At 44.5% G+C, this 20,155-nt stretch carries 27 protein-coding genes; 19 read left to right on the forward strand and 8 right to left on the reverse strand.

What is annotated here, in order from left to right; genetic code table 11:
- The first annotated feature begins 111 nt into the window (after window positions 1-111).
- From QYF49_RS04805 to QYF49_RS04815, 3 genes are all read left to right on the forward strand, one after another.
- Entirely contained in the window at window positions 112-1,416 is a 1,305-nt protein-coding gene (locus QYF49_RS04805; protein WP_290398469.1) for a homocysteine synthase, read from the forward strand.
- A gap of 158 nt (window positions 1,417-1,574) precedes the next feature.
- Entirely contained in the window at window positions 1,575-1,817 is a 243-nt protein-coding gene (locus tag QYF49_RS04810) for a VOC family protein (RefSeq protein ID WP_425589544.1), read from the forward strand.
- Between the two features lie 179 nt (window positions 1,818-1,996).
- Window positions 1,997-2,767 carry a TIGR01457 family HAD-type hydrolase gene (locus QYF49_RS04815; protein WP_290398470.1) on the forward strand — a complete coding sequence of 257 codons (771 nt, stop codon included), beginning with the start codon at window positions 1,997-1,999 and terminating at the stop codon, window positions 2,765-2,767.
- Window positions 2,768-2,865: 98 nt separating this feature from the next.
- Here QYF49_RS04815 and QYF49_RS04820 read toward each other — a convergent pair whose 3' ends face one another.
- Window positions 2,866-3,363: a phosphatidylglycerophosphatase A family protein gene (locus QYF49_RS04820; RefSeq protein WP_290398471.1), complete on the reverse strand. Its 498-nt coding sequence runs from the start codon at window positions 3,361-3,363 to the stop codon at window positions 2,866-2,868.
- Between the two features lie 141 nt (window positions 3,364-3,504).
- Between QYF49_RS04820 and yutH the strand changes: the two genes are divergently transcribed.
- From yutH to thrB, 6 genes are all read left to right on the forward strand, one after another.
- Window positions 3,505-4,533 carry a spore coat putative kinase YutH gene (gene yutH, locus QYF49_RS04825; protein WP_290398472.1) on the forward strand — a complete coding sequence of 343 codons (1,029 nt, stop codon included), beginning with the start codon at window positions 3,505-3,507 and terminating at the stop codon, window positions 4,531-4,533.
- 117 nt (window positions 4,534-4,650) lie between these two features.
- Complete coding sequence (locus QYF49_RS04830; protein WP_290398473.1) at window positions 4,651-5,625, forward strand: 2-hydroxyacid dehydrogenase; 975 nt, start codon at window positions 4,651-4,653, stop codon at window positions 5,623-5,625.
- A gap of 17 nt (window positions 5,626-5,642) precedes the next feature.
- Window positions 5,643-6,422: an SDR family oxidoreductase gene (locus QYF49_RS04835; RefSeq protein WP_290398474.1), complete on the forward strand. Its 780-nt coding sequence runs from the start codon at window positions 5,643-5,645 to the stop codon at window positions 6,420-6,422.
- Between the two features lie 169 nt (window positions 6,423-6,591).
- Entirely contained in the window at window positions 6,592-7,887 is a 1,296-nt protein-coding gene (locus QYF49_RS04840) for a homoserine dehydrogenase (RefSeq protein ID WP_290398475.1), read from the forward strand.
- A complete protein-coding gene (gene thrC / locus QYF49_RS04845) occupies window positions 7,887-8,948 on the forward strand; it encodes a threonine synthase (protein WP_290398476.1) in 1,062 nt (353 codons plus the stop codon). Before QYF49_RS04840 ends, thrC begins: the two co-directional genes overlap by 1 nt.
- Window positions 8,933-9,856 (forward strand): homoserine kinase, encoded by a 924-nt coding sequence (thrB, locus tag QYF49_RS04850; protein WP_290398477.1) that lies wholly within the window; start codon window positions 8,933-8,935, stop codon window positions 9,854-9,856. The genes thrC and thrB overlap by 16 nt, the downstream gene beginning before the upstream one ends.
- A 73-nt stretch (window positions 9,857-9,929) precedes the next feature.
- Here thrB and QYF49_RS04855 read toward each other — a convergent pair whose 3' ends face one another.
- On the reverse strand, window positions 9,930-10,169 hold the full coding sequence (locus QYF49_RS04855) for a NifU family protein (RefSeq protein ID WP_290398478.1): 240 nt from the start codon (window positions 10,167-10,169) through the stop codon (window positions 9,930-9,932).
- A gap of 164 nt (window positions 10,170-10,333) precedes the next feature.
- Between QYF49_RS04855 and QYF49_RS04860 the strand changes: the two genes are divergently transcribed.
- Complete coding sequence (locus tag QYF49_RS04860; protein WP_290398479.1) at window positions 10,334-10,645, forward strand: YuzD family protein; 312 nt, start codon at window positions 10,334-10,336, stop codon at window positions 10,643-10,645.
- A gap of 63 nt (window positions 10,646-10,708) precedes the next feature.
- On the opposite strand, the gene QYF49_RS04865 is transcribed toward QYF49_RS04860, so the two are convergent.
- Window positions 10,709-11,773: an NAD(P)/FAD-dependent oxidoreductase gene (locus tag QYF49_RS04865; RefSeq protein WP_290398480.1), complete on the reverse strand. Its 1,065-nt coding sequence runs from the start codon at window positions 11,771-11,773 to the stop codon at window positions 10,709-10,711.
- 232 nt (window positions 11,774-12,005) lie between these two features.
- On the opposite strand from QYF49_RS04865, the gene QYF49_RS04870 reads away from it, so the two are divergent.
- Complete coding sequence (locus tag QYF49_RS04870; RefSeq protein ID WP_290398481.1) at window positions 12,006-12,242, forward strand: YuzB family protein; 237 nt, start codon at window positions 12,006-12,008, stop codon at window positions 12,240-12,242.
- A 40-nt stretch (window positions 12,243-12,282) separates the two neighbouring features.
- On the opposite strand, the gene QYF49_RS04875 is transcribed toward QYF49_RS04870, so the two are convergent.
- Window positions 12,283-12,858: an ECF transporter S component gene (locus tag QYF49_RS04875; protein WP_290398482.1), complete on the reverse strand. Its 576-nt coding sequence runs from the start codon at window positions 12,856-12,858 to the stop codon at window positions 12,283-12,285.
- A gap of 97 nt (window positions 12,859-12,955) precedes the next feature.
- On the opposite strand from QYF49_RS04875, the gene QYF49_RS25970 reads away from it, so the two are divergent.
- Window positions 12,956-13,156, forward strand: a complete 201-nt coding sequence (locus QYF49_RS25970) for a hypothetical protein (RefSeq protein ID WP_425589545.1) — start codon at window positions 12,956-12,958, stop codon at window positions 13,154-13,156.
- A gap of 368 nt (window positions 13,157-13,524) precedes the next feature.
- A complete protein-coding gene (locus QYF49_RS04880) occupies window positions 13,525-13,809 on the forward strand; it encodes a hypothetical protein (protein ID WP_290398483.1) in 285 nt (94 codons plus the stop codon).
- Between the two features lie 31 nt (window positions 13,810-13,840).
- On the opposite strand, the gene mqnE is transcribed toward QYF49_RS04880, so the two are convergent.
- The gene (gene mqnE / locus QYF49_RS04885) at window positions 13,841-14,935 is read right to left on the reverse strand and encodes an aminofutalosine synthase MqnE (RefSeq protein ID WP_290398484.1); all 1,095 of its coding nucleotides are present in this window, start codon (window positions 14,933-14,935) and stop codon (window positions 13,841-13,843) included.
- Window positions 14,936-15,284: 349 nt separating this feature from the next.
- Between mqnE and QYF49_RS04890 the strand changes: the two genes are divergently transcribed.
- The 4 genes from QYF49_RS04890 (at window position 15,285) to QYF49_RS04905 (ending at window position 16,469) form a co-directional block, all read left to right on the forward strand.
- Window positions 15,285-15,470: an aspartyl-phosphate phosphatase Spo0E family protein gene (locus tag QYF49_RS04890; RefSeq protein ID WP_290398485.1), complete on the forward strand. Its 186-nt coding sequence runs from the start codon at window positions 15,285-15,287 to the stop codon at window positions 15,468-15,470.
- A gap of 83 nt (window positions 15,471-15,553) precedes the next feature.
- Window positions 15,554-15,910: a HesB/IscA family protein gene (locus QYF49_RS04895; RefSeq protein ID WP_290398486.1), complete on the forward strand. Its 357-nt coding sequence runs from the start codon at window positions 15,554-15,556 to the stop codon at window positions 15,908-15,910.
- 130 nt (window positions 15,911-16,040) lie between these two features.
- Entirely contained in the window at window positions 16,041-16,202 is a 162-nt protein-coding gene (locus tag QYF49_RS04900; RefSeq protein ID WP_290398487.1) for a hypothetical protein, read from the forward strand.
- Complete coding sequence (locus QYF49_RS04905) at window positions 16,203-16,469, forward strand: hypothetical protein (protein ID WP_290398488.1); 267 nt, start codon at window positions 16,203-16,205, stop codon at window positions 16,467-16,469.
- Here the strand turns inward: QYF49_RS04905 and QYF49_RS04910 are convergent.
- The 3 genes from QYF49_RS04910 to QYF49_RS04920 all read right to left on the reverse strand — a co-directional run bounded on the left by QYF49_RS04910 (window position 16,466) and on the right by QYF49_RS04920 (window position 17,946).
- Window positions 16,466-16,627, reverse strand: coding sequence for a hypothetical protein (locus tag QYF49_RS04910; RefSeq protein ID WP_290398489.1), 162 nt, complete (start codon window positions 16,625-16,627; stop codon window positions 16,466-16,468). The genes QYF49_RS04905 and QYF49_RS04910 overlap by 4 nt on opposite strands.
- A 130-nt stretch (window positions 16,628-16,757) precedes the next feature.
- The gene (locus QYF49_RS04915; protein WP_290398490.1) at window positions 16,758-16,928 is read right to left on the reverse strand and encodes a hypothetical protein; all 171 of its coding nucleotides are present in this window, start codon (window positions 16,926-16,928) and stop codon (window positions 16,758-16,760) included.
- A gap of 37 nt (window positions 16,929-16,965) precedes the next feature.
- Window positions 16,966-17,946, reverse strand: a complete 981-nt coding sequence (locus tag QYF49_RS04920; protein ID WP_290398491.1) for an NAD(P)/FAD-dependent oxidoreductase — start codon at window positions 17,944-17,946, stop codon at window positions 16,966-16,968.
- A 331-nt stretch (window positions 17,947-18,277) separates the two neighbouring features.
- Between QYF49_RS04920 and QYF49_RS04925 the strand changes: the two genes are divergently transcribed.
- Together QYF49_RS04925 and QYF49_RS04930 are read left to right on the forward strand one after the other, a co-directional pair.
- Window positions 18,278-19,480, forward strand: coding sequence for an NAD(P)/FAD-dependent oxidoreductase (locus QYF49_RS04925; RefSeq protein ID WP_290398492.1), 1,203 nt, complete (start codon window positions 18,278-18,280; stop codon window positions 19,478-19,480).
- 79 nt (window positions 19,481-19,559) lie between these two features.
- On the forward strand, window positions 19,560-20,042 hold the full coding sequence (locus QYF49_RS04930; RefSeq protein WP_290398493.1) for an NUDIX hydrolase: 483 nt from the start codon (window positions 19,560-19,562) through the stop codon (window positions 20,040-20,042).
- The last annotated feature ends 113 nt before the right edge of the window (window positions 20,043-20,155 follow it).

Consider the following 20,155-nt stretch of genomic DNA (forward strand, 5'->3'; position numbering starts at 1 on the left):
CGACGGTGAAAACTGCGACCTCTTCTTTTAGAAGAGGTCTTTTTTATGGCTAACATTTACTCAGATCCTTGCCGCTGTCTAACAATTACATTTTAAAAGGAGAGATTGAACATGAGTGAAGAAAGAGAATATGGTTTTGAGACGGTTTCATTGCACGAGGGACAAAAGGTAGATCCGACAACAGGTGCAAGGGCCGTTCCTATTTACCAGACAACGTCTTATCAATTCAATAGTACCGAGCACGCAGCCAACCTTTTTGGTTTAAAAGAGTTCGGGAACATCTACAGCCGAATCATGAACCCGACACAGGACGCGTTTGAACAGACGATTGCAAAGCTTGAAGGCGGCGTCGGTGCACTGGCGGTGTCATCCGGCCAGGCGGCGATTACCTATTCGATTTTAAATATAGCGGGAGCAGGGGACGAAATTGTAGCTTCCGGTTCTTTATATGGGGGAACATATAACCTGTTTGCCAACACACTGCCGAAGCTCGGCGTCAACTTTAAATTCGCTGAAGTAGATAACCTTCAGTCTTTCCGAGATGCTATTACTGAAAAGACAAAAGCCGTTTACATCGAGACGATCGGGAATCCGAAAATTGATGTGGCAGATATCTCAGCCATTGCAGAAATTGCGCATGAAGCAGGGGTTCCGCTTATCGTGGACAATACGTTTGCCACACCTTACCTTTGCCGTCCAATCGAGCATGGAGCCGACATCGTCGTTCACTCCGCTACCAAATTCATTGGCGGACATGGAACATCCATTGGCGGATTAATCATAGATTCCGGTAAGTTTGACTGGACGAACGGAAAATTTCCAGGACTTACGGAGCCGGATGAAAGCTATAATGGCGTCGTTTATACAGAAGCAGTCGGACCGCTTGCCTATATTATCAAAGCTCGTGTCCAATTGCTCAGGGATCTCGGATCTTGCGTTTCGCCGTTTAACTCGTTCCTCTTTATTCAAGGGCTTGAAACACTTGCACTGCGTGTTGAACGTCACAGTGAAAATGCACTGAAGGTGGCAAAATACTTAAAAGAACACCCTGCTGTGGACTGGGTGAATTATCCGGGACTGGAAGACAATGAGTACCATGAGCTAGCGCAAAAGTACCTGCCTAAAGGATCTGGAGCGATTCTCACGTTTGGTGTAAAGGGTAGAGTAGAAGAAGGAAGAAAGCTCATTGAAAGTGTCAGGCTATTTTCTCACTTGGCAAACGTCGGGGATTCTAAGTCATTGATTATCCATCCGGCAAGCACTACACATCAGCAGCTCACTGAAGAAGAGCAGCGCAGAGCTGGAGTATCGCCTGAGATGGTAAGGCTGTCGATCGGCATTGAAACGATCGATGATATCATCTATGATCTGGAGCAGGCACTTGCGGTGATCAGTCCGGTTCCAAGCGGCCAGTAACGGGCTAAGCAATCCATTCCCTTTCTACTATACCTAAGGACAAGTGTGTGCCTTTTAGGAAGGGATGATAGGATGGCTGTAAGGAAGCTTGAGCATATAGGGATAATGGTTGAAAACGTGGAAGAATCGATTTCCTTTGCTTGGATGTGATTAAACGAATGAACCACACCAATCCGGCAAACGAGCTTGTATTCTTGGATCTGGAAGGGGAGATTCTGCTGGAGCTGGTGGCAGGACATGACAGACAGCTGGCTGAAGAAGGAAAAGTGAATCATGTGGCGTTTACTGTAGATGATCTCCCGAAAGAGATAATGGAGGTAAAGAAACATAGTGTCCGGTTTGCCCAAGATGAGGTGACATCGTTGCGATGGTTCACAGTATATTTTCTTCTATGGTCCTGACCGCGAGAGAATTGAATATTTTCAGCCAGGAGCACCGGATTAACAACCAGGAGGAACCCCCTCCTGGTTTTTTATCTGGACAAAAAGCAAGGGAACAGAGAGACAAGCAATATAAATTTTTGTTAGGATGGCCCCATTTTTGGTACACTAACCTGTGAATGAAAAAAGGAGTTTGTGGAATGAAAACTTATAAAGGTTATTTAATTGATCTGGATGGAACGATGTACAGAGGAAAGGAACGGATTGAAGAGGCGGTGCAATTCGTTCAGGAACTTAACAGTAGAGGCCTTCCGTATCTTTTTGTGACGAATAACTCATCAAAAACGAAGGAAGACGTGGCTTCTGTTCTGCACAACTTTGAAATTCCGGCCACTTCAGATCATGTGTACACGACAAGCATGGCTACTGCCAACTATATTGAAAAAATCAAACGTGACGCAACTGTGTATTGCATTGGAGAAGAAGGAATCCGGCAGGCGTTATTGGAAAAAGGCTTCACCCTTACTGAAGAGCAGCCTGATTTTGTCGTCATGGGAATCGACCGTTCGATCAACTATGAAAAATTAACGATCGCGTGTCTTGCAGTAAGGAATGGGGCGAGGTTTATTTCCACGAACGGAGATATTGCTCTGCCTACTGAAAGAGGCCTGCTGCCTGGAAACGGCTCGCTGACTTCTGTAGTCGCTGTTTCCACACGGGTACAACCAACCTTTATTGGTAAGCCGGAAGCGATTATTATGGAGATGGCACTCGAAGAGCTTGGCACAGCGAAGGAAGATACCCTGATGATCGGCGACAATTATGATACTGATATTTTAGCCGGAATACGGTCCGGCCTCGATACACTTCTTGTTCACACTGGAGTCACCCAGAAAGAGCATCTTGGCCAAGTTGATGTTCAACCGACCTATACGGTGAATGGATTGGATGAATGGAAAGCATTTGAATAAAAGAAAACTGCCCCCTCATTGTGAGCATGTCTGACAATAGGGGGCAGTTCCTTCACAAAGCCCGTTTTCATTCATTAAGATGCTTCAAACCCGGGGCCTCATTCAGTATTGGCTGCACGGTGGGCAAGACGGCTGGATGCCGCAGCGGCAATCGCACCGACGATATCATCCAGGAACGTGTTTACTTTTCCTGTGGACTTATCGTTCAATTTTTCAAGGATTCCCGGTTTTTGTTTATCAATGAATCCGTAGTTTGTAAAACCGATGGATCCGTATATGTTAACGATGGAAAGTGCAATAATTTCATCAATGCCATACAAACTCTCATCTCGTTCCAGGATTTCCTGAAGAGGGCCTTCCAGCACCTTTTTCTCGGCGAGTATGTCAAGCTGAACCCCGGTCAATATGGCATTTTGCACCTCACGCTTTGCTACGACCCGTTCCACATTTTGGAGGCAGACAGATAAATCAAGGTCAGGATGGTAAGGCACCTGAAGAAAATAAACAAGTTCCGCGATATCCTTTAAAGTTACGCCCCGTTCATTTAGAAGGCGCATAGCTGTTTCCTCAACATTCTCTACCTTTTTCTCTCTCATATAGTTCTCCTTATCTTTCACGACGTTAAGCTTTTTATAGTATATGTGTCCAGACCTAACTTATGAGTCCACCCAAAATTTAATAACCATCATAGGTGTTGGGTCATAGACTATAATTATTGAAGGAGTTGGGGTGAGGCTATGTTCGAGAGGGATATTTATCATCATTACCAATTGTATTGTGAAGACAAGAGAAACATCAGCGGATATCGTTATTTTGTTTCTGGAGGAGAACAATATTTGGTTGTGCCGCAGAAAAAGATTACGATTGACCGGATTGAAGAGATTGTTTATTTCAGCGATTACTTAAGATACAAGGGGGAGACAGGGATTGCGGATCTTTTTCCTACAATGACGAACCTGCCCAATGCCAATATTGAGGGGGAGGCCATCCTCTTATTTAAAATTGAAAAATCAGAGCGCACGGCCTCTGAAAAACGGCAGCTGGGCGAAGAACTTGCCGCCTTTCATAAGAACGGAAGGGAGCTTCCTCCGCCGCCGGCCCCATCGGACAGTTTATTGTATGGAAGCTGGGCTGTCCTGTGGATGAACAGGGTGGATCAGGCCAAAGAGTGGTACAGGGAAGTTTTTGTGAAGCCGGTTAAAACAGAATTTGATCAATTGTTCTTGACTACGTTTCCCTATTATGAAGGCCTTTCAGAAAATGCCATTCAATATATGATCGATTACAACATTGAAGACTCCATGAAGGATGAGGCCGGCCCATCCATATGCCACGAACGCTTTCAGGAAAACTCATGGCTTCAGTTTGAAGAGGATTATGTAAAGCTTCCAACGAGCTGGGTATTGGATCATCCTGTACGCGATATTGCAGAATGGATCAGGTCCTGCGTCTACCAAAAAAACTTTACACCGGAGAGCGTCACATCTTTCCTTGATGATTACGAGAAAGTAAACCCTTTAAAAAGAGAAGGATGGAGGCTCCTGTACGGCCGTCTTTTATTTCCGGTATGGTATTATGATTTGATTGAGAAACATTATAAGGATGAACGGGAAATCGGCAAGGAGCTGTCACTGCATCGATTTACAGAGTATCTGCTGCGGGAAGAGCAGAACGAGAATTTCCTGAGATCATTTTTTCCATTGATTGGCTTGCCTGCTGACCGCCTTCAGATTCCAATCGTTGACTGGCTTCTCCCCAGTACGTAAAAGCGCTCTTCGTGAAGCGCTTTTTTTCATTTCCAGCTCCACGCCTGTCCGGCATTAACACAATTGAACTGGTTAGGCAAACGTGAGAAAATAAAATAAAAAGTTTGGAGTGGTGTCATGAAGCCTTATGTATACATAACAAGAAAGCTGCCGGAAGAAACACTTGCCGAGCTGAAAAAAATCGCTAAGGTAGAAATGTGGCAGGAAGAGGATAAGCCGGTGCCTCGCCAAATTCTAATGGAAAAAGCCAAAAAAGCGGCAGGCTTGCTGACGATGCTCTCAGACAAAGTTGATGAAGAGCTATTGCTTCAGGCACGGCAATTAAAGGTAGTGGCTAATCTAGCGGTTGGATTCGACAATATCGATGTTGATGCTGCTTCGAAATGCGGGGTTACAGTCTGCAACACTCCGGATGTGCTTACAGATACTACGGCAGATCTGGCATTTGCTTTATTGATGGCAGCCGGGAGGAGAATAACTGAAGCAGCAGAATATGTTAAAGATGGAAAGTGGAACAGCTGGAGCCCTCTTCTTCTTGCCGGTACAGATATCCATCATAAAACATTGGGGATTGTAGGTATGGGCCGAATTGGCGAAGCGGTTGCCAAACGGGCAGCAGGTTTCGAAATGGATGTGCTTTATCATAACCGCCGGCGTAAGCCAGAGGCTGAAGAGAAGCATGGACGGCTATTCTATCGAACGTTTGAGGAATTGCTGAAAGAATCGGACTATATTGTTTGTTTAACACCTCTTACTCCGGATACAAAAGGTCTTTTCAATGAAAAAGCTTTTAAAATGATGAAAGACACGGCGCTGTTTATTAATGTTTCCCGAGGCGGTGTTGTGGATGAAACGGCGTTGGACAAGGCTTTGAAACAAGGCTGGATCAGAGGGGCGGGTCTGGATGTGTTTCGGGAAGAACCTATCCCGTCAGATCACCCGCTTTTACGCCATGCCAACTTGACAGCGCTTCCCCATATTGGAAGCGCAAGCATTGAGACTCGTCTTATGATGGCAAGACTGGCGGTGACGAACATCGCTCATGTATTACAGGGATTAAAGGCTCCTGCTGCTGTTAATGCCGATGAATAGGAATGAGGGTAATGTCGATGAACAGAGAATTGTCAGGTAAAGTTGCAATAGTTACAGGTGTAAGCCGGCTGGAAGGGCTGGGTGCAGCTTTCTGCAGGACACTTGCAGAAGGGGGTGCCTCCGTCTTTTTTACGTACTGGTCCAGCTATGATGAGGGAATGCCATGGGGAAAAAAAGAACGCGATCCCGAAACCCTCTTAAAGGAGTTAAAGGAATATGGGGCTGCGGCGGGCAAGATGGAATTAAACCTGGCGGACGCCGACTCCTATGCACGGCTATTTGATGAAGCTGAAGGAGCCGTGGGATCACCATCTATCCTTGTGAACAATGCTTGTTATTCGGTGAATGATACGATTGAGACGTTGACCGCAGAACATTTGGACAAGCATTATCAAATTAATGTTCGGGCAACGGCTATGCTTTGTGTGGAATATGTCCGCCGCTGGAAGGGAGAGTACGGTGGAAGGGTCATCAACATGACGTCCGGCCAATCGAAAGGTCCGATGACGGGTGAAATTGCCTATGCGACTACTAAAGGGGCGATTGATGCACTGACTGTTACTCTTAGTGAAGAGGTGGCAGATAAAGGCATTACTGTGAACGCCGTCAATCCTGGGCCGACAGATACAGGATGGATGGATGATGAAATCCATCAGCAGCTTGCTCTCCGTTTTCCTTCAGGAAGAGTTGGAATGCCTGATGATGCAGCCAGGCTGGTCCGATTTCTTGCCAGTGATCAAAGCGGGTGGATTACAGGGCAGATCCTTCATTCCGAGGGCGGTTTCAAGAGAGGATGAAAAATATCGGAGGGTCTCTTTTAATGATAAAAGAGGCTTTTTATATCCAAAAATGAAAGCGCTGTCAAAATCTTTACAAAACTCCCGGTTGTCTCAAATGGAAATAGGGTCTACAATTGTCCTTAATATATAAACATATGTACTTTCAGTGAGGACAGGAGTGTTGGCAATGGTTGAGAACGTATCTGTAGGATTATTGGGACTGGGAACGGTTGGAAGCGGAGTCGTCCGAATGGTGGAAGGCCATCAAGAGGAATTGCTTCATCGCGTAGGCTGTCCGGTCTACATAGAAAAAGTGCTTGTACAAAATCTGGAAAAGGAAAGAGCTTGCGTAATTAAGCCAGAATTATTAACGAGCAGTGCTGAAGATGTAGTGAATCATCCAGACATAGACGTTGTGATTGAGGTGATCGGAGGCATCGAGCAAGCCAGAGAATATATCTTGCAGGCATTGAACAATAAAAAACATGTGATTACAGCCAATAAGGATCTCATGGCGCTGCATGGGGCAGAATTGCTGTCAACCGCAGAAAAAAATGGCTGCGACTTGTTTTATGAGGCGAGTGTGGCAGGAGGAATCCCGATCATCCGAACGCTTGTGGACGGCTTGGCCTCAGACCGAATCACAAAAATGATGGGGATCGTCAACGGAACGACCAACTATATTCTAACGAAGATGGACAAACAGAATTTAACCTTCGAAGAAGTGTTGAAAGAGGCACAGGAGTTGGGTTATGCAGAATCAGACCCGACTTCAGATGTGGAAGGAATCGATGCTGCCCGGAAGATGGCGATACTGGCATCCCTTGGTTTTTCCATGAATATTCACCTTGATGACGTAGAAGTTAAGGGGATTTCAAACATTACGAGTGAAGATCTGGAGTATGCACGCCAGTTCGGCTACTCCATGAAATTAATCGGAAACGCAAGAAAAGACGGGGGCAAAGTTGAAGTGAGCGTAGAACCGACGCTGCTTCCAGACACCCATCCTCTGGCATCTGTCCAAAACGAAAATAATGCGGTATACATTTACGGAGAAGCAGTCGGTGAAACAATGTTCTTCGGCCCCGGCGCGGGGCAGCTGCCGACGGCCACATCCATTGTTTCAGACCTTGTGGCAGTGGTGCGTAACATGAGGCTTGGTGTGAACGGTAAAAGTGTGGTGGCTCCTCAGTTTGAGAAACAATTAAAGCAAGCGGAAGAAATTGAAGGGAAGTATTTTTACCGGTTGCATGTAAAAGATGAAGCGGGAACTTTTTCTGCACTGACTTCTGTATTTGCTGAAAATCAAGTCAGCCTGGAAAAGCTGCTTCAAAAACCGGTGGATGAAGACGGAGTAGCTGAAGTCGTTCTCGTTACACACACGACAACGAAGCACCAAAATGAACAAATCTATCAACAGTTAAGAGATACAGGAATCGTTAAGGTCATCAAGAGCCATTACAGAGTTGAAGGAGGAGCATAATGAACTATAAAGGACTGATCCATCAATATCGAGATTTTTTACCCGTGACAGATGAAACACCGGAACTTTCTCTGCTGGAAGGGAATACACCGCTCATCCCGCTTGAACACCTTTCAAAAGAATGGGGCGTTGAGCTTTATGTCAAGTATGAAGGTGCCAATCCTACGGGTTCCTTTAAGGACCGCGGGATGGTAATGGCTGTGGCAAAGGCGAAGGAAGAAGGAAGCAAGGCGATCATCTGTGCCTCAACCGGCAACACGAGTGCAGCTGCTGCTGCCTATGGAGCGAGAGCAGGACTTCGGTGCATTGTAGTTATTCCTTCTGGCAAAGTAGCCCTGGGCAAGCTGGCACAGGCTAAAATGTATGGGGCTGAAGTATTTGAGATCGACGGAAATTTTGATGAAGCTCTTCAGATGGTCCGCCGACTAAGTGAAGAAGAACCGGTTACACTCGTAAACTCTGTCAATCCGTTCAGGCTCGAGGGACAGAAAACAGCAGCTTTCGAAATTGTGGATGCACTTGGATCAGCGCCCGGTGTGCTGGCTATTCCCGTCGGCAACGCCGGCAACATTTCAGCGTATTGGAAAGGGTTTAAAGAATACCATGAGAAAAAAGGAAGCGGGCTTCCAAGCATGCAAGGATTCCAGGCAGAGGGAGCTGCCCCGATCGTGAATAACGCCGTAGTGAAGAATCCGGAAACGATTGCCACTGCGATCCGAATCGGAAATCCAGCCAGCTGGAATTTTGCAGTTGAAGCCGTTCAACAGTCCAACGGAGGAGTGAACAGTGTCAGTGACCAGGAAATTGTGGAGGCTTACCACCTGCTGGCCAAAAAAGAAGGGATCTTTGCTGAACCTGCTTCTTGCTCGTCCATTGCGGGCATCTCGAAGCTCGTAAAAAGCGGCAGGCTTGCCAAAGGCACAAAGGTTGTTGCGGTCCTCACCGGAAACGGGCTGAAGGATCCAGAAACAGCCATGGATACAGTCGCAGTCAATCCGGTTACCGTTTCCAATAAAATCGAAGAATTACGGGAGGCCATGAAGGGTTGTGTTCTAAAATGACCTTTTCTCCGTTTTCCGTTCAGGTCCCGGGCAGCACAGCAAACTTAGGGCCAGGCTTTGACTCGATTGGTTTGGCGATCACGATGTACCTGACAGTGAACGTGTGCCCGTCTTCACATTGGAAAATTTCCTATATTGGAAAAGAGCTGCAAGAGCTGAATGGGGAAAAAACGAATCTTATTCAGGAAGCAGCATTGCTGGTAGCAAAGGAGTATGGTAAAGAACTGCCTTGCTGCTCCATTGAAGTGGAGAGCGAGCTTCCTTTATCCAGAGGTCTTGGAAGCAGTGCTGCAGCTATTGTTGCAGGCATAGAGCTGGCAAACCGCGTACTCTCACTTTCTTTGTCTAAAAAAGAGAAAGCCTTAATAGCCTGCAGAATGGAAGGTCATCCTGATAATGTTATCCCTTCGCTTAACGGAGGATTGGCCATCAGCTGCTACGGAGATAATCGTTTGGAAACCGTACAAATACACGATTTAGCGGTGGAAATGGTGCTTGTTATCCCCTCCTTTGAACTATTGACGAGCAAGGCGAGGGAAGCTTTGCCGAAAAGTCTGCCTCATTCTCAGGCGACACAGGCGAGTGCGGTAAGCAATGTACTCGTTGCTTCCTTGCTTACGAACGACTGGAAGACGGCAGGAAAAATGATGGAGAGGGATTTGCTGCATGAGCCTTATCGGCAACGCTGGTTCCCTGATTTTGCGGAAATTAAGCAGAAAGCGTCGGAACATGGCGCATATGGAACAGCCATAAGTGGCGCAGGACCGACAGTCATCTGCTTTGTGCCGAAAAATAGCGGTAAACGGATCAAGGACAGCCTGGCATCTGCATTTGAGGGGTACGTCTGCAAAACGGTAATGCCGGACTCAATAGGAGTCCGTGTTGAGCAGCTCTCACTCCCTGCATAAATAATAAACCCCCGTGAAGGAGCTGTGTGTCCAAACAGTTTCCGTCACGGGGGTTTTTATTGTTTATCTTCAATTAGAATACTTGTTCCAGCTCAACGACACCTGGCACTTCTTCAAGAAGAGCACGCTCGATCCCTGCTTTTAAGGTAATGGTTGAGGAAGGACAGCTTCCGCATGCACCCATCAAACGCACCTTAACGATTCCGTCTTCGATGTCAACGAGTTCAACGTCACCGCCGTCACGAAGCAAAAATGGGCGTAATTTATCTAGAACTTCTTCAACTTGCTCACGCATAGAAATTTCCGTAGCCATAATAAAATGCTCCTTTCAATAGAAACTTATCTTTATTATACGGGTTTTGAATGAAAAAATCCATGTGCACGCATCACAACCTTGAAAAGAATTCAGCTTTATAATCGAAGAAGAATCTATTACAATAAAAGAAAGCAGGTTCAAACTGGGGTGAGAAAATCGACATGAGTCATATCACAATTAAAGTTTTCGGCGGAGAACAAAAATGTGCGAGCTGCGTAAACCTCCCGACATCAAAAGAAACAGCAGAGTGGCTGGAAGCGGCCATCGCCCGAAAATTTCCCGATCAGCTTTTCCGTATAGAATACGTGGATATCTTTTCGCCGACAGAAGGGGAAAACCAAAGATTCGCTCTTCAGATCGTGGAAGAAGACCTTTTCTATCCAGTCGTTGTAATCAACGATGAAATTGTAGCAGAAGGAAATCCAAGACTAAAAGATATTTATGAAATCATGGAGAAGCATGGCTATCAATGATCTTTATTCGACAAAAGAAAAATCCATCGGGTGATAGAAGATCACTCGATGGATTTTTTTATTTTAGTTTTGATATTTATAGAGCCAGAGGATACCAGACTTTAACAGGCGGGGAACTCGGCCGATAAGTGAAGCTCCTCCCATCGTACCAAAACCGCTCTTCTTGCCCAGGGATCCCATAACACCTTTCAGCTTGATCTCTTCAAGCTCAGGCATCGGTTCATTTCTCCATTTTTTAAGAAGAATATCTGAAATTTGTTCTGCCTGTTCCTCTGCAAGCTGTGCACTTGGAGAGAATGGCATGCTCGCACAGTCACCGACTACAAAAACATTTTCGTCGTTTGGAAGATGGTGATATTTGGTCAGTTTTACACGGCCTTGGGCATCTTTTTCCACATCAAGCTCACGTACGAGCTTGTTTGGCTGAATGCCGGCGGTCCAGACGATGGCATCGCATTCGATAGCGGTGTCGTGATTGTATAGCACATTTTTTTCGACGCGTGTAATATTAGAATTATTGATTACTTCAACACCATGCTGAATGAACCAGTTTTGTACATAATTGCTCAACCGCGGTTTAAAGCCATTAAGGATGATCGGTCCGCGGTCAAACAGTTTAATGTTAAGATCGGAACGGCTCTCGCGAAGCTCACTTGCAAGTTCAACACCGCTCAACCCGGCACCGACAACACCGACTACGCCGTTATGAGGCAGGTTATTCAAAACTTGATACGTCTCACGGGACTTATCCACACTCTGGATGCTGAGTGTATATTCATCTGCACCGGGGACATTATGATATTTATCTTCACACCCTAAGCCAATGACTAATTCATCATACGTCACAGTTTCATCATCTAATAGGTGGATTTGTTTTCCGGCAAGATCAAGGCCGGTCACTTCTCCGTATTTTACCTGAAGCTGTGGATGTTCAGGGAACGGCACCCGGATATGGTGGTCGGAAATGGTTCCAGCAGCGAGCGCATAATATTCAGTTTTTAAACAATGATAAGGAAGCTTGTCGATTAAAGTAATTTGGACGTCGGATGGAAGCTCAGATGAATTGAGCAGGCGCTTCATGAGGCGCATTCCCCCATATCCTCCGCCAAGCAAAACTAGGTGTTTCATTGTGTTTCCCTTCTTTCTATGGCACTATGTTTACTAAAGTCATCAATAATTGCAGCAAACCAGCGTTCTTTACAGGCTTCATCGGAAGCGATTTCACATTCAAACACTTCTAAGTATAGCATTTTACTCTAATTTCTCAACCATTTTCACGAAAAACTAAGAGTGAGAAGTGAAAGGGTTTGACTGTCCACTTCGGACAAGATAGGATAGAAAAGTAAGGCGAGGTGATAAGATGAAGCCGATAATTGAATTTTGTGTCAGCAACCTGGCCAACGGCTCACAGCGTGCACTTGAAAAATTAGAACAGGATTATGACCTTGATGTGATTGAATACGGCTGTCTCGGATATTGTGGACAGTGTGCCCGTTCTCTATTCGCTTTAGTGAACGGAGAGATTGTTCACGGAGAATCTCCGGATGAACTGGTCGGGAACGTTTATAAGTTTCTTGAAGAAAACCCAATGTTTTAAATAAAAAAAACTGGCTCATCACTGGGCCAGTTTCTTATTTTTATGAATGCTGATATTGTCTGTTCAGCCAAGGCTGAATCCTAGTATATAACACAATGAACAGAAGGGTGATAAGCAAACCCTTGATCACATTGAAAGGTGCAATCCCTACTAAGATCAGGTTCATCATCGCCTCACCGGACATTTGCGGCGAGTTAAGGAACCAGGTGTAGGCGGGAAGGATGAGCACGTAATTCAATACTCCCATGGCTAGGGTCATTAAAACCGTTCCACTGACCAAGCCTGCGGATAAGCCTTTTGTTGTACGGTATTTGCGGAAGAAGTAGGAGACTGGAATAATGAAGATCGTTCCGGCGATAAAATTCGCCAGTTCTCCAACCGGTACACCAGTCAGGTTGCCGACCATTCCGTAATGAAGAAAGTTCTTAATGGCTTCAACCGCAATCCCTGCAAGCGGTCCAAATACGATCGCTGCAAGAAGCGCAGGAACTTCGCTGAAGTCGATTTGAAGAAAGGACGGAAGACCCGGAAACGGAAAATCCAATAACTGTAATACGTACGCAATGCTGCTTAGCATGGAAACAGCCACCATCTTATAAACTTTTCCCTTTTGCATGTTGAAATCTCTCCTTTGTTGCGCCATCTCTGATTTCAAATGCAGTGCACCCCTGCCAACATGATAAAACCCTTAGCTTAATTAAAGCTAAGGGAGAGTGTCAGGCATCACGAAAGAAACATTTAAAGGAATAGCACGTCCTTTGAATGCTGTTGAGCGAGGGCTCAGTCATTTTACAATAGACCTCTTTATTGTAAAAGAACTGAACGATGCACCGTCATCTTCTCCCATCCAGACTTTACTGTCGGCTCTGGAATTACACCAGATCAGCAGACAAGAAGCGCGAAACGTTGTCTAGCTTTAAACGCCTAAAGCCCCACGTCACTTTACTCCCGCCAAAAAACAAAAAGGCGTTTTAATGGTCAGTGGGTTCCAGTGCTTGTCGGCTGTAAGCGATGCGTTTCAGCTCTTCTTATGAGCTCACGGGCTGATGAAGAGGGAATCTTCAAATACCGCCGGTCGGGAATTTCACCCTGCCCCGAAGATGGATCGCTATTTTTTTGTAGAATACATTGCTTATTATACTGTATAAAAAGGAATTTGGGAACTGTTTTGACTTACAAAAGTTTAGTTGCTTTCTGAAAAAGAAAAAGATTATGACCGGAAAAGAATGGGTAAAAGAAATAACACAGCTTTTTGGCCATCTGGTATACAATAGGTGAGGAGATGATAAACACAAGGAGGGGAACCCTGGCTTTTGCAACAAAAACGCCAGTCGATATGCTGACATTTGGGAATTCTTGGCCATACGATAAAATGATGGACGATATTTATATAAATGAATGCCCGTTCTGCGGCAAATCAAATGTGCTGACAACCTTTTCTGAAGAGAAGCTGAACAGTGCGAAAGAGGGCATCAAGCAGCTCTTGGTTATGCCATGCTGCCACAGCAAGCTGACGATCTTAAACGCAGATGATGATTACTTCTGGACTGAGGAAAAGTTAAGATAAAAGCTGCCGGGTATGTCCGGCAGCTTTGTGTCTAATATTCTTTAATAATGTTGTAGAAGGTATCACGTTCTACAGGTTTTTTATTGGCTGTTTTAATTAAATGAACCAGTTCTTTACGGGTGATGCCTTGTGAAGTAAGAGCACCCACAGAGTGAGAAATTCTTTCCTCGATCAATGTTCCATGAATGTCATCTGCTCCAAATGTTAATGCCATTTGTGTTAATTGGACGCCGATGTTGATCCAGTATGCTTTGACGTGGTCAAAATTATCCAGCATCAAGCGGCTGATCGCGATGGTTCGCATGTCATCAAATGCTGATGTTCGGCGCATAAGCCCCATGGAAGCTGTTCTTGGCTGCATCGCAAGCGGAATAAACACCATAAATCCGTTGGTTTGATCCTGAAGCTTGCGAACCCTGTCCATATGGATAAGGCGTTCTTCTTTCGTTTCAATTGAACCGTACAGCATGGTTGCATGCGTGCGAAGTCCAAGGCCGTGAGCGATCTCATGTGCTTCGAGCCATTGATCGGTGGAAGCTTTGTCCGGACTCATCTTTTCACGGTAGCGTTCTGTCAGAATTTCTGCTCCGCCACCAGGCATGGTATCCAAGCCTGCTTTCACAAGCTCTTCAAGTACTTCCTTCATTGATAAACCGGATAATCGGGCGAAGAATTCAATCTCTGCTCCAGTATAAGCTTTGACAGCTGCATTTGGATAATGTTTTTTTAGTGCACGAATGGTGTCCAGATAGTAATCAAAAGGCACTTCATTATTATGGCCTCCGACGATGTGAAACTCACGGATATTATCATTCCAGCGTTTTTCTACATACTCAAGCAGCTGTTCTTCGTTCATCGTATAAGCGCCTTCTTCACCAGGCTTTCGTTTGAAACCGCAGAAACTGCATGTTGCCTCACATACGTTAGTCGGGTTAATGTACATATTTTCAATAAAATAAACATTATCTCCGTTTTTCCGGGCATTTACTTCATTCGCCAATTGAGCGACCCCTAGAATATCGTTGGTTTCGTATAAAAACAGTCCATCCTCAATGGAAAGACGTTCACCGTTACGGACTTTTTCAGCAATGTCATAAATTTTTGTTTCTTGTGTAATGATCGCCATTACTTTTCCCCCGTTCTAAATAATATGTATATACGATCTATTGTGCAGGAATGGATCCTGCGAAATCAAACTTTTTGATTGATGCCTTTATCTTGAGCGGACTTTTTTTACTAAAGAATACGCAGTCTATTATACGCTCATTTGTTTGGAAGGACAAGGAAGGTACAATTTACCTTCTATATCACATTTGTGTAACAAAAATTAATTTTTTTTTACTTTTCAAAGATAATCAAGACAAAATGATAAAAATATAGCAGAATACATAATGTTGAACGTCTGATATTGTAAAAATATTGAATATAAAGTAGAATAATGGAACCACCAGGTTTTGAACCAGGGAGTGTTACACGTGACCAATACCGCTGATTGCGAACGGCTGAACCATTATAATGAGCAGATCGAAGTGCTCCGCGAAAAGATGATTCAGACAGCCGGCCTATTTGGACTGAATCATCCGGAAGTGTTAAGCTATAGCCGTAAAATTGATGAAACCCATAACCTTATACTGAAGATTGAAAGAGATAAGTCATTTTAAAGGGCAGGCTGAAACCTTGAGAGTTTGGCGCTGCCCCTGTATAATAAAGTAATAAAACCTTCAATGAAGGAGAGTGCAGAGAGATGATCGTAAACTTTACAGATGCCGCAGTAGGCAGAATTAAAGAGATGCTTGCAGCAGAGGAAGAAACAGGACTTTTCCTTCGTGTCGGAGTTAAAGGCGGAGGATGCAGCGGCCTTTCATACGGCATGGGATTTGATAAAGAAACCCAAAGCAACGATCACCAAGAGGAGATTAACGGCCTTAAGATTGTTGTGGATGATGAAAGTGCCAAGATTTTAAATGGTACAACTGTTGATTTTAAACAGAACATGATGGGCGGAGGATTCACGATTAACAATCCGAACGCGATTGCTTCTTGCGGATGCGGTTCTTCCTTTAAAACAGCAACTAATGCTGGAACTCCAGAAGAGTGCTAATACAATCAAAAAAACCTCCCTGCTTGCCGATTCTGGCTGGCAGGGAGGTTTTTTTTGCAATATTTACGGTTTTACAGAATATGTTTATACCACTTGATCAATCATCCTGTAGAGGGAGAGAAGAGTGGAGATGATGAACCGTCACGCGCAACGCTTGGGAATCATGCTGTCATGGCTGCTGGCCAGCCTTTCTGTATTGCTCGTATTTGCAGCTGGATTTGTTTTCGGTGGATGGCCCGGTCTCCTGATGATCACTGTGCTGTGGCTCTTTCTCTACCGAAGTGTGTCATAAATGAAATATGTCATTGAAGTACGCAGACAATCTAAGGGAAGGCCAGGGCTAACTGTCGAAATCGAATTCAATACGAGGGAAGAAGCAGAAGCTTACCTGCAAAAGACCTATGAAGATTACGTTAAAGGGCAGGAATCAACGGTGGATTACGAAGTGGCAGTGATCAATGAACAGCAATTTCAAAATGAGATATTAATAAGGAAACGAAATGAAAAAGGAAAAAAGGTGTTTAGCCTGCTGCTAACCACCTTCATAAAAGAATATTAATTCCCCAGATAAAGAAGAAAGATCAGTCCGATCAAATCACTCACGATTGATAATCCCATCATGACCCATTTTCTTCTGCCGGTATTCCGGCTGCTTGCCATCATTAATCCGGTTCCAAGTATAAAGCATGCGATGCCAATGATGATATATATGTTCATCGTTAATCTCCTTATTTATGTACGAAAAAACCCGGTGTGCCGACACCGGGTCAAATTTATGGGTTTATGAGCAGCTCTTGTCTGCTAAACCAATTGTATCACATATCATACAGCTAATCCAAGAACCACTTTATTCCAGCGAGTCTTCGAGCTTTATTAATAGCTGCTTAAGCTCGGGCAGCGATTCCCGGACATTTTCAAGAAAGGACTCATCGGTAATGTGGAGGGAACTGGCTTTACGATGAAGTTCCTGAAGCAGTTCGGCAGTATATAGCTCGTCTTCCGTCCATTGGCGGTTCATAAAACTTTATTCCTCCTTCGCGTCCCGCACTTTTTCATTAGAATAGGCTGGTGCTGTGCTGAGGCTGGGTTTTCGCTTTAGGATCAATATAAGTCTTCGCGTTGTTGACAGCGGTTGGAGCCTCTCCGAATCCTGCAGCAATCAGTTTGACTTTTCCATCGTAAGAACAAATATCTCCTGCCGCATAGATCCCCTTCACGTTCGTTTCCATTCGAGAGTTCACGATTATCGAATTTCGTTCAATATCAAGTCCCCAGTTCTTAATCGGTCCTAGAGAAGATACAAATCCATAATTGACAATGACAGCATCCACGTCGATTTTTTCTTGCTCCTCACCATTTTCCAGAATCACATGGGTAATCTTTTCACCGTCATTTGCAAGCTCTTTAATCTGATACGGAGTTTTAATTTGTACATTGGAATTCAGCAATTGTTCGACACTGTGTTCGTGTGCCCGGAATTTAGGGCGCCTGTGAGTAAGTGTGACTTCTTCAGCGATTGGCTCCAGCATGAGTGACCAATCCACCGCAGAGTCTCCTCCGCCTGCGACTAAAACTTTTTTGCCTTCAAAGGCTTGAAGATCATTCACGAAATAATGAAGATTTTTTCCTTCAAAAGCTTTCGCCTCATCGAGCTCCAGACGTCTTGGCTGAAACGCACCGACACCTGCAGTAATGATCACCGCTTTGGAATAATGCTTATCTTTATCTGTTGTCAGTTCAAAATGCTGTTCTTTTTTCTCAACGCTTTGAACGGATTCTTCGAGTACAATTTCCGGATTGAACTGCTCTGCCTGGACTTTTAGATTGTTCACAAGATCCTGGGCAAGCACCTTCGGGAACCCGGCTACATCATATATATATTTTTCTGGATATAATGCAGCGAGCTGTCCTCCGAGCTGTGGCATGCTTTCAATGATTTTTACTTTCATTTGGCGCATTCCGCCATAGAATGCTGCAAACAATCCTGTCGGACCTCCGCCAATTATCGTAATATCATACAGATTTTCTTCTGTCATACTTCCACCCCCGAGAATATTATCATTCTCCCTCCATTATAGTAAGAATGAGAGGGAAAGGAAAGGATAATACAAACAATGTGATTTCATGGCCGATGCTGGACCTAGAGGGTGTATTGTCTATGTCAAGGGTTTATCGCTTTTTTTCAAAAAACGGTTGAAATATAAGAAGAAAAGGACTAAGATGAAATAGGAAAAAACATGGGGAAATTGTGACAGTTTTCGTCTTTATTTTTGTCCTACTACGTGAAATACGTCACAAACTTTTTGTCTATCATATTTCCTTATTGGTTAGGTCAAACTATAAAAAATCTGAACTGGAAGTGATCATATGAGTAAGCCAAAAATTTTAATTATTGGTGGAGGATACGGCGGTATGATGTCAGCTGTCCGCCTGGAAAAAGAGCTTGGTTTAAACAATGCGGATATTACGCTTGTGAACAAGCATAACTATCACTACCAAACCACATGGCTTCATGAAAATGCGGCTGGTACGCTGCACCACGATAAAACACGTATCATGATCGATGACATCATCGATACAAACAAAATCAACTTTGTACAGGATACGGTTGTTGAGATTAAAAAAGATGAGAAGCGCGTAATCCTTGCAAATGGTGAATTAACGTATGATTATCTTATCATTGCTCTTGGATCAGATCCTGAAACATTCGGAATCCAAGGCTTAAAAGAACATGCATTCAGCATCCGCAGCATCAATTCTGTCCGTGAAATCCGCGAACACATTGAATATAACTTTGCTCGTTACAACAACGAAGGGCAGAAACAAGAACTGATCAATATCGTTGTCGGCGGTGCTGGTTTTACAGGAATCGAATTTGTCGGAGAGCTGGCTGACCGTGTTCCTGAGCTTTGCAAAGAATATGATATTCCTCGTGAAAAAGTTCGTATCGTTAACATCGAAGCCGCTCCAAACGTTCTTCCTGGATTTGACGAAGAGCTCGTTGAATACGCGATCAACAACCTTGAGCGCCGCGGTGTTGAGTTCCTCGTGAACACACCGATCAAAGAATGTAACGAAGATGGCGTTCTTCTTGCTTCTGGGGAAGAAATTAAGGCCGCTACTGTTGTTTGGACTGGCGGAGTACGTGGTAACCACCTGGTTGAAGAAGCTGGATTCGAAACCATGCGTGGCCGTGTAAAAGTTGATAAAGACCTTCGCATGCCTGGATATGACTATATCTTTGTTGCAGGTGACTGTGCTCTTATTATCAATGAAGAAATCAACCGACCTTATCCCCCAACTGCACAAATTGCCATTCAGCAGGCTTATACGATTGGCCGCAACTTGAAAACGCTGATCAATGGCGGAGGGCAGCTTGAGGAATTCAAGCCGGACATTAAAGGTACTGTAGCTTCTCTTGGTAAAGGTGAAGCGATCGGCGTAGTTGGAAACAAAAAATTATTCGGTTCCACAGCTTCAGCCATGAAAAAAGTGATCGATAACCGTTATCTTTTCTTGCTTGGCGGCATTCCAATGGTCATCAAAAAAGGTAAACTTAAATTATTTTAATGCCTGACGGCATGATATGATGAGAGCAGAAGTCCTTCGGGGCCTCTGCTCTTTTTATGTTTAGGAGGGATTCACTTTTATGAGTTCGAAGAAAAAGAGAGGGAGTGTCTGGCTCGCAGCCGCAGGGCTGGTCATCCAGGACGGCAAATGGCTCGTGGTTAAGAAAAAGTATGGCGGGCTGAAGGGCAGATGGTCCATTCCAGCAGGTTTTGTGAACCAGGGTGAAACGGTGGATGAAGCTGCTGTTCGTGAAGTGAAAGAAGAAACAGGGATTTTGAGCAGAGCCATCCATGTGCTCGGTATCCGAACGGGCGTTATCAAAAGTGAAATCAGTGATAATATGGTTGTTTTTCTCCTTGAAGCTGCTGGAGGAAAATTAATGCCTCAGCAGGGAGAGATAGAGGAAGCACGGTTTCTCACCCCTGAGGAACTGAAGGCTGACCCTGCGACCTCGATGATGGTTCACCATTTTTTAAATGAGAAAACTGAAACCGTAATCGAGCATTTGAATCCTGGTGATGTCTTTGGGTACACCTCTTATAAAATTTTTGATAATCGTTGAAATTGTATGAAAATAGAATGTATGACTAGATATCTTCTCATGTTTACGCTTACATGGACGATATGGACGGAAATGATGCCTTTTCAAGTTTTTGTATTCTTGATATATTATCA

Source organism: Fictibacillus terranigra (genome assembly GCF_030412265.1).
GTDB classification, from domain to species: Bacteria; Bacillota; Bacilli; order Bacillales; family Fictibacillaceae; genus Fictibacillus_C; species Fictibacillus_C terrinigri.